Below are 12,609 nucleotides of genomic sequence, written 5' to 3' on the forward strand. Positions count from 1 at the left end.
ATATTCACGATACGTGCCGGAGGCGACCCGGAGAGAGGGGATGCCACATCTCACTTCCCCCTTCGGGGGGCCGCCCATGCTCAGGACTGGGGTTCGAAGGACCGCGTCAGCGCCTTCCAGGTCTCCTTGCGCTGCTCACCGCCCCAGCCGTCGGCCTTCGCCGTGTACATCAGCGCATACCCGACCCGGCCGTCCACGACGAACCCCCGGTCGATGGTCCGGTACTTCGTACCGCCGTCCACGTAGGTGAACTCCCAGTCAGCGGTGTTCCACCCCCGGTAGTCCACCGCCTCTATTCGGACCCTCTTGTACTGCGAACGCACCATGCCGCGTTCCTGGTTCTCCCAGTCGGCCACCGGGTCGTCCTTCGGCGTGGACGTCCAGGCGATGAGCAGTTTCTGTCCGTCGGGCCCGGTGTACCGGTCCCCGGCGCCATCCGTCGACCGGTACTTCCAGCCCTCGGGCAGTCCGATCGTGTAGCCCTGGGTCCCGTTGTGCGTCGCCGCCACCAAGGCGTCCCCGTCGGTCCCGGCCGAGCCGTCCGCCCCACTGCCACCCGTTTCGGTGCCGGCGTCGGCGTCACCGGAGCCCGTTCCCGTACCCGTGTCCTCCGATTCGGCTGCCTCACCGTCGGTTCGGATGCCGTCGTCCGCACCGGCCTCGGAGCCGCCGTCCTTCTTGGTCTCGGCGCTGGGCACCTGGCCGGAGGCAACCTGATCCGGGCCGTCCTTCGCTCCCGCACCGCTCTCGTCATCGCCACCGAGTGTCAGGGCCAGCACCGTACCGATCACGGCGAGCACCACGACCACCGCGATGAGGGCCAGCGTCCGCCGCGGCACCATATCGGTGAGCGACGCCCTCGGCGCGGGCCGCGCCGGCAGGTCCGGCGGCGTCATCACGGGCCATCCCGAATCCCGGGCACCCGAAGCCGCATCCGCCGCCCCGGAAGCCGAGCCACGCACCGAACCGGACCCACGGTTCGCCGCCGGGCCCCCCTGCCGCACTCCGGTCCCGGTCCCCTTCCCGGCCCCGGTTCCGGACCGAGTCGTGGTCGGCGTGGTGGCCGGGTCCGCCGGATTCGCCGCGGCGGTCTTCCCGGCCGTCGAACCGCCGGCGCGGTCAACGGACTTGGCGCGCGTCGCGGCCGCCGAACCGGCCGCCCCTGCCGACACCGCGGTCTTCCGCACGGAGCGCATCGCGCCGCGCAGCCGCTCCCCTGCCTCCCCGCCGCCCCGCCCGCCTCCGGCACGCCCGCCGGGCTGCTCGGGCAGCGGCACGACCTTCGTCGCGTCCGCCGGTTCCGAGTCGGCGCCCTTGGTCTCGGGCGCGTTGATCACCGCGTTCAGCATGGCCCGCGAAGTGGCGTCGTCGAGCCGCTGGGCCGGGTCCTTGGTGAGCAGTCCGTGGATGACGTCCCTGAGCGGTCCCGCGTTCCTGGGCCCCTCGAGCGGCTCGGTCATCACCGCCGTGAGCGTCGCGATCGCGGACCCCTTGTCGTACGGCGGCGTACCCTCCACCGCCGCGTACAGCAGCCCGCCGAGGGACCACAGGTCGGCCGCCGGCCCCGGCTTGTGCCCACGGGCCCGCTCCGGGGAGATGTACGAGGGGGCGCCGACCAGCATGCCGGTCGAGGTGATGGACGGGTCGCCCTCGACCTGGGCGATGCCGAAGTCGGTGAGCACGACCCGGCCGTCCTCGGCGATCAGCACGTTCGAGGGTTTCACGTCACGGTGCAGGATGCCCTCGCGGTGGGCGGAACGCAGCACGTCGAGCACCGCGAGCCCGACCTCGGCGGCACGCCGGGGTTCCAGCAGGCCGTCCTCCCGGATGGCCTCGGCGAGCGACTTGCCCTCGACGAGCTCCATCACGATCCAGGGCCGGTCGTCCTCCTGGACCACGTCGAAGACCGTCACGGCACTGCTGTTGCGTATGCGCGCGATCGCCTTGGCCTCGCGCAACGTCCGCGTGACGAGCCGCCGCTTCTCCTCCTCGTCGATGCTCGACGGGAACCGAAGCTCCTTGACGGCGACGGTCCGCCCCAAGGTCTCGTCCTCGGCGCGCCACACCGTCCCCATGCCGCCGCGTCCGAGCACATCTCCCAGCCGGTACCGCCCGGCGAGCAGACGTGCGCTCTCGTCCTGACGGGTTGTCCCCGCCTGCTCCGGCTCCGACATGCGTCCCCTCATGCAACCCGCCCCGACAGAGCCTTCATTGTCCCTCACCCGACAAGTGCTCCACGCCCAGGGTGCCTCTGGCCCCGGCTCGCGCCCGGCACACCCGGAACCCGGGTGAAGGACCTACCCCACGGCCCTGCATGAAGGTCCCTCCGACAAGAGAGGAACCGGATGCCGCCGCCCCGGACGCTCCTGGCCATCGCTGTGTCCGTGGCCACGCCTGCCCTGGCCCCGACGGTCTCCTCGGCCCTGTCGGCGTATCCCGCCGACGTACTCCTCCCGCTGCTGGTCACCCAGGGGGAGCCCCGGCGGCGGCGCTGCTGGCCGTGGAGGAATCCGGCCCGCGCCATGCCGGGCCGGCGAGGGCATGGGCCGGACCGACCACTTCCGGGCCGGCAGCATCACGAAGACGTTCATCGCGACGCTCGTGCTGCAACTGGCGGACGAGCACCGCCTGCCCCTGTCCGACACCGTGTGGGGGCACAACGGGCACATGTCCGGCAGCTACGTGCGCAGCGCAGCTGCCGTCGACGGCCGGCATGTCCTCACCTTCCGGGTGCACACGGACGCGATAGCGGACCCCGGCCTCGAACCCGCGGTGCTCGCGGCCGAGTTCTGCCCTCGCACCCGGTAGAACGGCCGGGTTCCGAACGGAGATCCCCGTTCACAGCACTCGTTCGAGTGAACGTGATCCCGTGCCCCGAAACCGGGTTCCGGGGCACGGGATCGGTCTCGTCCTGCCCCCGGCTGACGGCCCTTCCCCTATGACGGAACGCTGTCCGGAGCCCCCAGCCGGGCCGCGTCCGCCGTCAGGTCGTCCGGCTGCCGCTGCGAATCCCGTTCGGCCTCCACCCGCTTCTCGTAGTGACGCACCTCACGCGCGATCCGGTCCTTGTCCCAGCCCAGCACCGGCGCCATCAGCTCGGCGGCCTCCCGGGCGCTGCGCGTGCCCCGGTCGAACGTCTCGATGGAGATGCGGGTCCGCCGGGTCAGCACGTCGTCCAGGTGCCGCGCCCCCTCGTGCGAGGCGGCGTAGGTGATCTCGGCGCGCAGGTAGTCGTCGGCCGCCTGCAGTGGCTCACCCAGCATGGGTTCCTGCGCGACGAGTTCCAGGACCTCTTCGGCCAGCGATCCGTACCGGTTCAGCAGGTGCTCGACCCGCACCACGTGCAGTCCGGTGCGTGCGGCGATCCGCGCCCGCGCGTTCCACAGCGCCCGGTACCCCTCGGCGCCGACCAGCGGTATGTCCTCGGTGACACAGGCGGCGACCCGCGCGTCGAGCCCGTGCACGGCCTCGTCCACCGCGTCCTTGGCCATCACCCGGTAGGTCGTGTACTTGCCGCCCGCGACCACCACGAGTCCGGGCACAGGATGGGCCACGGTGTGCTCGCGCGACAGTTTGCTGGTCGCGTCGGACTCACCGGCGAGCAACGGCCGGAGACCGGCGTACACGCCCTGGACGTCGTCCCTGGTGAGCGGGACCGCGAGGACCGAGTTCACATGCTCGAGCAGGTAGTCGATGTCCGCGCTGGACGCGGCCGGATGCGCCTTGTCGAGGTCCCAGCCGGTGTCCGTGGTCCCGATGATCCAGTGCCGGCCCCACGGGATGACGAACAGGACGGACTTCTCCGTGCGCAGGATGAGCCCGGTGGTGGAGTGGATGCGGTCCTTGGGGACGACCAGGTGGATGCCCTTGGAGGCCCGTACGTGGAACTGGCCCCGCTCGCCCACCATCGCCTGGGTGTCGTCGGTCCACACACCTGTGGCGTTGACCACCTGCTTGGCGCGGACTTCGTACTCCCCGCCGCCCTCGACGTCCTGCACCCGGGCGCCGACGACCCGTTCGCCCTCGCGCAGGAATCCGGTGACCCGTGCGCGGTTGGCGACCTTCGCGCCGTATGCCGCGGCGGTGCGCACCAGCGTCGCCACGAAGCGGGCGTCGTCCATCTGGGCGTCGTAGTACTGGAGCGCCCCGACCAGGGCGTCCCTCTTCAGACACGGTGCCACGCGCAGCGCGTGACGGCGGCTCAGGTGCCGGTGCACGGGCAGCCCCCGTCCGTGTCCGGGGGCCATCGACATGGTGTCGTAGAGCGCGACACCCGCCCCGGCGTACAGCCGCTCCCAGCCCTTGTGCCGCAACGGGTAGAGGAACGGCACCGGTTTCACCAGGTGCGGGGCGAGCTTCTCCAGCAGCAGGCCTCGCTCCTTCAACGCCTCCCGCACGAGGGCGAAGTCGAGCATCTCCAGGTAGCGCAGACCGCCGTGGACCAGTTTGCTGGACCTGCTGGACGTGCCCGACGCCCAGTCACGTGCCTCGACCAGTCCGGTGGACAGGCCGCGCGTCACGGCGTCCAGCACGGTGCCGGCGCCGACCACACCACCGCCCACCACCAGCACGTCCAGTTCACGCTCCGCCATGGATGCGAGTGACTCGGCGCGCTCCGCCGGTCCCAGTGTCGCTGTCCTCACCGCTGCCTCCCGCTGATCGGTCGCATCGGCCGCACCCGTCGGGCGAAGCCCGGTCCCTCTCCCTCATGCCCAGATTCTCGCCGGGTTGCCCGGTTCCAGCCACCACGCGCCTTCGCCCTGCGGACGGCTCGCTCACGCTGCGACTCGGCGAAACTCCGCAAAACCCGGCCAATCAATACAGCATATCGGTCATATTTACTCCTAGTCTGACATTGCGCTCGCTCGTTCTGTCCACCGAGCTTGCGCGCCTGTCCCGCTTCGGTTACTGGGAAGGACGGCCCACGCCATGCCCGCAGATCTCGCCGTCATCGGACTCGGCCCGTACGGCCTGCCCCTGGCCCAGGCCGCCGTCGCCGCCGGCATCCCCACCATCGGCTACCGGACCGGACCGGAGGCCGCCTCCCTCAGCCCCGCCGAGCTGCGCCGCATGGCCGCCCAGGGGTTCCGCGTGATCACCGGGCCTGCCGAGCTCGGCCGGGTGCGTACCGCCGTCATCTGCGCGCCGGTCCCGCGCGGCGCGGAGGGCGGACTTGATCTCGGCCCGGTGGAAGCGACCGCCCGCACCCTGGCCGCGCGGCTGCGCCCGCACACCACGGTGATCCTCGAGTCCCCGGTGCCCCCCGGAACGACCGAGGACTTCCTCCGCCCCCTGCTCGAATCCGGATCCGGCCTCCGCGCAGGCCACGACTTCCACCTCGCCCACTCCCCCAGCCGTGTCGACCCGGGCAACCGCGACTTCACTCCCGCCAACACCCCGAAGGTCATCGGCGGTCTCACCCCGGCCTGCACCGAGTCGGCCGCCGCCTTCTACGGGAGGCTCACCGACAAGGTCGTCCGCGCGCGCGGACCGCGGGAAGCGGAGACCGTGCAGTTGCTGGAAACCAACTTCCGGCACGTCAACACCGCCCTCGTCAACGAGATGGCCGTGCTCTGCCACGACCTGGGCGTCGACCTGTGGGACGTCATCCGCTGCGCGGAGACCAAACCCTTCGGCTTCCACTCCTTCCGCCCCGGCCCCGGCGTCGGCGGCCACGCCCTGGCCCAGGACCTGACCGCCCACACGGGCCGCACCCTGCGGATGGCGGAACTCGCCCAGCAGGTCAACGGCCGGATGCCCCACTACGTCGTCCAGCGCGCCGCCGCGCTCCTCAACGAGCACGGCAAGTCGGCCCGCGGCGCACGCGTGCTCCTCCTGGGCGTCACCTACAAGGCCGACCTCGCCGACCAGCAGGGCAGCCCCGCGCGGGAGATCGCGATGCGGCTGATGGAGCTGGGCGCCTCCGTCAGCTACCACGACCCGCACGTCCCGTCCTGGAGCGTGCTCGACCGTCCCCTCCCCCGCGCCGACTCCCTGTACGAGGCCGCCGCCGACGCCGACCTGACGATCCTGCTCCAGCAGCACCGCACGTACGACCTCCAGGGCCTGTCCGTGAAGGCCCAGCTGCTGCTGGACACCCGCGGGGCCACTCCGACGGGGGCGGCGCACCGGTTGTGAGAGGGGCGAGAGCCGCGCCCGCGACGTCCCGTGCTCCGGGAGCTGGTGGTGAGCGGCACCCGGCGCGGGTACCTTGGGATTCAGGTGGAGCCCACCGCAGGGCACTGCGGCAGGCTCCGGATGGATCACGGAGTGTCCACCCCTGTGTCTCTTATGCCCCTTGGGGGTGGACACTCACCATCCGAAAACCCGCGGGATCCGCCCCCTCCGGCACTTCACCGTCCACAGACGGATCCGGTCCCAGCAGGTGGGCTTGCGGTGGCGCCCCTGGGCACGCCCCCTTCCACGAGGCCGCCCGTCAGCCCGGTAGGGCGGTCCGTCCGGAATCGGGCCGGGCCCCGAAGGGCGGGGTCCGGATCGTTTCCTCGGAAGGGGGCGTCCCGGAGAACCGGGCCGCCGGCCACGGACATTACCGCCCCGAACCGGCCCGTCTCCCGACCGCCCCGAACCGGCCCGTCTCCCGACCGCCCCGAACCGGCCCGTCTCCCGATATTCGCGCCGGAGGCAACCGCGCACCCTCCTCGCACCCCACACGCCCCCTCACCACGGCGCCACCCTCGTGGACATGCGACGGGGCCCGGCCACCCCTTACGGATGGCCGGGCCCCGTCCTCACTCTCAAGACTCTCAAGGGCGTCGTGCGCGCCGCGCTCCGTGCGGGCGCGGCATCAGTCATCGCCGGTGCTGCGCGTCCGCCACCGTCACCTCGACGCGCTGGAACTCCTTCAGCTCGCTGTACCCGGTGGTGGCCATGGCGCGGCGCAGGGCGCCGAAGAGGTTCATCGAGCCGTCGGGCGTGTGCGACGGGCCGGTGAGGATCTCCTCTATCGTGCCGACGGTGCCGAGGCCGACCTTCTTGCCGCGCGGCAGTTCCTCGTTCACCGCCTCCATGCCCCAGTGGTTGCCCCTGCCGGGACCGTCGGTGGCGCGTGCGAGGGGGGAACCCATCATCACCGCGTCGGCGCCGCAGGCGATGGCCTTGGGCAGGTCGCCGGACCAGCCGACGCCGCCGTCCGCGATCACGTGCACGTACCGGCCGCCGGACTCGTCCATGTAGTCGCGGCGGGCGGCCGCCACGTCCGCGACCGCGGTGGCCATGGGGACCTGGATGCCGAGCACGTTGCGGGTGGTGTGCGCGGCGCCGCCGCCGAAGCCCACCAGGACACCGGCCGCGCCGGTGCGCATCAGGTGCAGGGCCGCGGTGTAGGTGGCGCAGCCGCCGACGATCACCGGGACGTCGAGTTCGTAGATGAACTGCTTCAGGTTGAGCGGCTCGTGCGAGCCGGAGACGTGCTCCGCGGAGACGGTCGTCCCGCGGATCACGAAGATGTCCACGCCGGCGTCGACGACGGCCTTGGAGAACTGGGCGGTACGCTGCGGGGAGAGCGCGGCCGCGGTGACCACGCCCGAGTCGCGCACCTCCTTCAGGCGCTGCCCGATCAGCTCTTCCTTGATGGGGGCGGTGTAAATCTCCTGGAAGCGGCGCGTGGCCGTCTCGGCGTCGAGCTCGGCGATCTCGTCGAGCAGCGGCTGCGGGTCCTCGTAGCGCGTCCACAGCCCTTCGAGGTTCAGCACGCCGAGGCCACCGAGCTCACCGATACGGATCGCCGTGGCCGGCGAGACGACCGAGTCCATGGGGGCGGCCAGGAACGGCAGCTCAAAACGGTAGGCGTCGATCTGCCAGGCGATCGAGACCTCCTTCGGGTCCCGCGTACGGCGGCTGGGGACGACGGCGATGTCGTCGAAGGCGTACGCCCGGCGGCCGCGCTTGCCGCGCCCGATCTCGATCTCAGTCACGTCTGTGGCCTCTCCCTGATGCGTTGCAGCGCCTTCCAGTATCCCCGACCGTCACGCCCCGCATCGCCCCGCGTCACTCCGCATCCCCCCAGGACGAACGACGAGGGCGGCCCGGACCTCTCCCGGGCCGCCCTCGGACGACTGGAACGAACCGTCACACACGCGTGCGTCACACGCCTGCGCGGGCCGTCGGCGCCTGCGGCTGTGTGCCGTCAGCGCTTGCTGCTGTAGTTGGGTGCTTCGACGGTCATCTGGATGTCGTGCGGGTGGCTCTCCTTGAGCCCAGCGGAGGTGATCCGCACGAACCGGCCGTTCGCCTGCAGGTCGGGCACAGTCCGGCCGCCGACGTAGAACATCGACTGGCGCAGGCCGCCGACCAACTGGTGGACCACCGAGGAGAGCGGCCCGCGGTAGGGCACCTGGCCCTCGATTCCCTCGGGGACGAGCTGCTCGTCGGAGGCGACGCCCTCCTGGAAGTAGCGGTCCTTGGAGAACGACCTGCGGTCGCCGCGGGTCTGCATCGCGCCGAGCGACCCCATGCCGCGGTACGACTTGAACTGCTTGCCGTTGATGAACAGCAGCTCGCCCGGCGACTCCGCGCAGCCCGCGAGCAGCGAACCCAGCATCACCGTGTCGGCGCCCGCGACCAGGGCCTTGGCGATGTCGCCGGAGTACTGCAGGCCGCCGTCGCCGATGACCGGGACACCGGCCTCCTTGGCGGCGAGCGCAGCCTCGTAGATCGCGGTGACCTGCGGCACGCCCACGCCGGCGACGACACGCGTGGTGCAGATGGAGCCGGGGCCGACGCCGACCTTGATGCCGTCGCAGCCCGCGTCGACCAGGGCCTTCGCGCCGTCGCGCGTGGCGATGTTGCCGCCGATGACGTCGACGCCGGTGGAGTTCGACTTGATCTTGGCGACCATGTCGCCGACGAGGCGGGAGTGGCCGTGCGCGGTGTCGACGACGATGAAGTCGGCGCCCGCCTCGATCAGCGCCTGGGCGCGCTCGAAGGCGTCGCCCGCGACGCCGACCGCGGCGCCGACCAGCAGCCGGCCCTCGCCGTCCTTGGCGGCGTTCGGGTACTGCTCGGCCTTCACGAAGTCCTTGACCGTGATCAGGCCCTTGAGGACGCCGTGGTCGTCGACCAGCGGAAGCTTCTCGATCTTGTGGCGGCGCAGCAGTTGTACGGCCTCCGCACCCGAGATGCCGACCTTGCCGGTGACCAGCGGCATCGGCGTCATGACCTCGCGTACCCGCTGCGAGCGGTCGGTCTCGAAGGTCATGTCGCGGTTGGTGACGATGCCGAGCAGCTTCTTGTTGCCGTCGGTGACCGGGACGCCACTGATGCGGAACTTGCCGCACAGGGCGTCGGCCTCGGCGAGGGTGGCGTCCGGGTGAATGGTGATCGGGTCGGTGACCATGCCCGACTCGGAACGCTTCACCAGGTCGACCTGGTTCGCCTGGTCCTCGATGGACAGGTTGCGGTGCAGGACACCGACACCGCCCTGGCGAGCCATCGCGATCGCCATGCGCGATTCGGTCACCTTGTCCATGGCGGCGGACAGCAGCGGGACGTTGACCCGCACGTTCCTGGAGACGTGCGAGGCGGTGTCGATCTCGTCGGGCGCCATGTCCGACGCGCCCGGCAGCAGCAGCACGTCGTCGTAGGTCAGCCCGAGTGTCGCGAATTTACCGGGCACTCCGTCGACGTTCGCGGTCATGACACCTTCCCCAAATGGCCTTGATCGGTGCGGATGTCCATGCTAACGGGAAGGAGAGCTGTCTCATTCCACGGTTCCGCAAGGCTCCGGCCTTTGTACGTTTGTACGGAATCGGCCGCGGGCCCGTTCAGTTCCGCGAGGGGCGGCCGGTCGGCGGACGGTGTCGGCGGCGGTCACTGCTCCGCCAGCGCGCGCAGCCGGCTCAGGGCGCGGTGCTGGGCGACCCGGACGGCACCGGGTGACATTCCCAACATCTGGCCGGTCTCCTCCGCCGTGAGGCCCACGGCGATCCGCAGCAGAAGCAGCTCGCGCTGGTTCTCGGGCAGGTTGGCCATCAGCTTCTTGGCCCACTCGGCGTCGCTGCTGAGCAGAGCGCGCTCCTCCGGGCCGAGGGAGTCGTCGGGACGCTCGGGCATCTCGTCGGAGGGCACGGCCGTCAGTCCGGGATGGCGCATGGCGGCCCGCTGCAGGTCGGCGACCTTGTGTGCGGCGATGGCGAAGACGAACGCCTCGAACGGGCGGCCGGTGTCCCTGTAGCGGGGCAGCGCGAGGAGCACCGCTACGCAGACCTCCTGGGCGAGGTCCTCGACGAAGTGCCGGGCGTCGCCCGGGAGCCGGGACAGCCTGGTGCGGCAGTACCGCAGCGCCAGGGGGTGGACGTGGGCGAGCAGATCGTGCGTGGCCTGCTCGTCTCCGTCGACGGCGCGGTGGACGAGCGCACCGATCGCCCCGCGGGCCGTGCCCGCCTCGTCGTCGCGCATCGGTCCATGGTGCCCTGCGGGCGTCGGCTCCACGGCACCCCGCCCGTTGTTGTGCACCGAAGCGTTATGAGCAGGTGCGCCGGAACTCATCGCCTGCGCCCTCCCCTTCCGCTCGACCGACTTGTCCCCGAGGAACTCCACACCTCAAGGATGCGTCATCCGCGGCGAAACAGGCACAGGGCACTCGGCAACCGGCTTCGGCACCCTGGTGGACCAGGCGTTTCACGCCTCTGCCGACGAGGTGCGCGCGGACTCCCGCAGGACCTGCGTCCGGATCGCTCCGGGGCCGCCCTGCGCGGTACGTGCCCTGCCTGGGCAGCGGCCGCGACCTGCTGGGTGACGGCGGCCCGCACCAGGGTCGCCGCCCGCGTCCGGCGCCCTCCCGCGCGGGAGCGACCCACACCTGCGCGGTCCTGGCGGGTGCGGTCCGGGCGGCGGGCGCTCCCGCGTGCCCCCCCCCCACCCGCCGGCCACCGCTCGATGCCGTGCACCGAAGCCGGTCCGGTCCGGTCCGGTCCAAAGGACAGGTCCTAGCGCACCAGGCCCCACCGGAATCCGAGCGCCACCGCGTGGGCCCGGTCCGACGCGCCGAGCTTCTTGAAGAGCCGCCGGGCGTGCGTCTTGACGGTGTCCTCGGAGAGGAACAGCTCGCGGCCGATCTCGGCGTTGGAGCGGCCGTGGCTCATGCCCTCGAGGACCTGGATCTCACGCGCGGTGAGCGTGGGCGCGGCGCCCATCTCCGCCGAACGCAGCCGCCGCGGGGCGAGCCGCCAGGTCGGGTCGGCGAGAGCCTGCGTGACCGTCGCGCGCAACTCCGCGCGGGAGGCGTCCTTGTGCAGGTAGCCGCGGGCGCCGGCGGCCACCGCGAGTGCCACGCCGTCGAGGTCCTCGGCGACGGTGAGCATGATGATCCGTGCGCCGGGATCGGCGGACAGCAGCCGCCGGACGGTCTCGACACCACCCAGGCCGGGCATGCGCACGTCCATCAGAATCAGGTCCGAGCGGTCGGCTCCCCAGCGGCGGAGCACTTCCTCGCCGTTGGCAGCCGTCGTCACGCGCTCGACGCCGGGCACGGTCGCGACCGCGCGGCGAAGCGCCTCTCGGGCAAGCGGGGAGTCGTCGCAGACGAGGACGGAAGTCATGACCGCCCTCCGCAGCTGATGCGCGTCACCTTGAGCCTCCAGGCTGGTACGAAATCGTCACCTGTGCGGTCGACCGCTTCGGACACCTGCCCGAGCGCTTGTTCCTTCAACCGCCTCGCACTCTCAACGACGGTCACCCGAAAGAGTTACGGGGCCGCCTGCCGACTTCGGCACTCTACGTGAGGGGGCGGACACGGTGCAGACGCGCGCGGCGCACCCTCGAACTTTCATCACAACCCGTGCCCCGTTCGGACCTTTTTCTTCCCATTTGCTGGTGTCTGAGACTAGATTCGCAATGAGTCATATTTTCATCTCCTTTGATCGTAGTTGTACGGTCGTGGGCACCGGATCCACCCAGAACGGCTACAAGGGGTCACGCAATGGCAGATTTCTCCCGCCTTCCAGGACCGAACGCGGACCTGTGGGACTGGCAGCTCCTGGCCGCGTGCCGCGGGGTGGACAGCTCGCTCTTCTTCCACCCCGAGGGCGAACGGGGTGCGGCACGAAGCGCTCGCGAGCACTCGGCCAAAGAGGTCTGCACGAGGTGTCCGGTACGCGCCGAGTGCGCCGCCCACGCGCTGGCCGTACGCGAGCCGTACGGCGTGTGGGGCGGACTGACCGAGGACGAGCGCGAGGAACTGATGGGCCGGGCGCGCCACCGATTGGTGTCGACCCCGCCGCCGGCGCCCGCGTCGGTCGCGACGACCGGCGAGCACGTCGCCTCGAACACCTGAAGGAACGTTTCTTCACATCGGGCACGCGCGCACCCTTCGCGTTTTTCGTTTTTCGCAGGAGGTTCCAGAGCGGAGCAGGACGGAGCAGGACAGGACGGTGGAGTGTCGGCCGCCCGCGAGTACCGGGGGTACCGGGGGTACCGGGGGTACCGGGGGTACCGGGGGTACCGGGGGTACCGGCCAGCCCCATCCTCCACAGGTCGCCCATTCGGGAAGATCAACTGATCACAGCTGGTCAGCCACCGATCAGCGCAGCGGTCCGCGGTGCAGAACCCGCCGAAGCACGACCGCTCCAGAACCGTGATCAAGCTCGGAGA

At 71.1% G+C, this 12,609-nt stretch carries 9 protein-coding genes; 3 read left to right on the forward strand and 6 right to left on the reverse strand.

Annotated elements, in window-relative coordinates:
- Positions 1-80 precede the first annotated feature (80 nt).
- Positions 81-2,174 carry a serine/threonine-protein kinase gene (locus tag HUV60_RS12715; RefSeq protein ID WP_257851149.1) on the reverse strand — a complete coding sequence of 698 codons (2,094 nt, stop codon included), beginning with the start codon at positions 2,172-2,174 and terminating at the stop codon, positions 81-83.
- 367 nt (positions 2,175-2,541) lie between these two features.
- Between HUV60_RS12715 and HUV60_RS33895 the strand changes: the two genes are divergently transcribed.
- A complete protein-coding gene (locus HUV60_RS33895; protein WP_443047280.1) occupies positions 2,542-2,808 on the forward strand; it encodes a serine hydrolase in 267 nt (88 codons plus the stop codon).
- Between the two features lie 128 nt (positions 2,809-2,936).
- On the opposite strand, the gene HUV60_RS12725 is transcribed toward HUV60_RS33895, so the two are convergent.
- Positions 2,937-4,643, reverse strand: coding sequence for a glycerol-3-phosphate dehydrogenase/oxidase (locus tag HUV60_RS12725; RefSeq protein WP_257851148.1), 1,707 nt, complete (start codon positions 4,641-4,643; stop codon positions 2,937-2,939).
- A 286-nt stretch (positions 4,644-4,929) separates the two neighbouring features.
- Here HUV60_RS12725 and HUV60_RS12730 point away from each other — a divergent pair, with 286 nt between their 5' ends.
- Positions 4,930-6,138 carry a nucleotide sugar dehydrogenase gene (locus HUV60_RS12730; RefSeq protein WP_257851147.1) on the forward strand — a complete coding sequence of 403 codons (1,209 nt, stop codon included), beginning with the start codon at positions 4,930-4,932 and terminating at the stop codon, positions 6,136-6,138.
- Positions 6,139-6,809: 671 nt separating this feature from the next.
- On the opposite strand, the gene HUV60_RS12735 is transcribed toward HUV60_RS12730, so the two are convergent.
- From HUV60_RS12735 to HUV60_RS12750, 4 genes are all read right to left on the reverse strand, one after another.
- Entirely contained in the window at positions 6,810-7,934 is a 1,125-nt protein-coding gene (locus HUV60_RS12735) for a GuaB3 family IMP dehydrogenase-related protein (protein WP_257851146.1), read from the reverse strand.
- Between the two features lie 212 nt (positions 7,935-8,146).
- Positions 8,147-9,655: an IMP dehydrogenase gene (guaB, locus tag HUV60_RS12740; RefSeq protein ID WP_257851145.1), complete on the reverse strand. Its 1,509-nt coding sequence runs from the start codon at positions 9,653-9,655 to the stop codon at positions 8,147-8,149.
- Positions 9,656-9,828: 173 nt separating this feature from the next.
- Positions 9,829-10,416, reverse strand: coding sequence for a sigma-70 family RNA polymerase sigma factor (locus HUV60_RS12745; protein ID WP_042165213.1), 588 nt, complete (start codon positions 10,414-10,416; stop codon positions 9,829-9,831).
- 530 nt (positions 10,417-10,946) lie between these two features.
- Positions 10,947-11,558, reverse strand: a complete 612-nt coding sequence (locus tag HUV60_RS12750) for a response regulator transcription factor (protein WP_003948568.1) — start codon at positions 11,556-11,558, stop codon at positions 10,947-10,949.
- A 380-nt stretch (positions 11,559-11,938) separates the two neighbouring features.
- Here HUV60_RS12750 and HUV60_RS12755 point away from each other — a divergent pair, with 380 nt between their 5' ends.
- Entirely contained in the window at positions 11,939-12,292 is a 354-nt protein-coding gene (locus HUV60_RS12755) for a WhiB family transcriptional regulator (RefSeq protein WP_257851144.1), read from the forward strand.
- Positions 12,293-12,609 lie beyond the last annotated feature (317 nt).

Origin of the sequence: Streptomyces sp. KMM 9044 (genome assembly GCF_024701375.2) — a bacterium.
Lineage (GTDB): Bacteria > Actinomycetota > Actinomycetes > Streptomycetales > Streptomycetaceae > Streptomyces.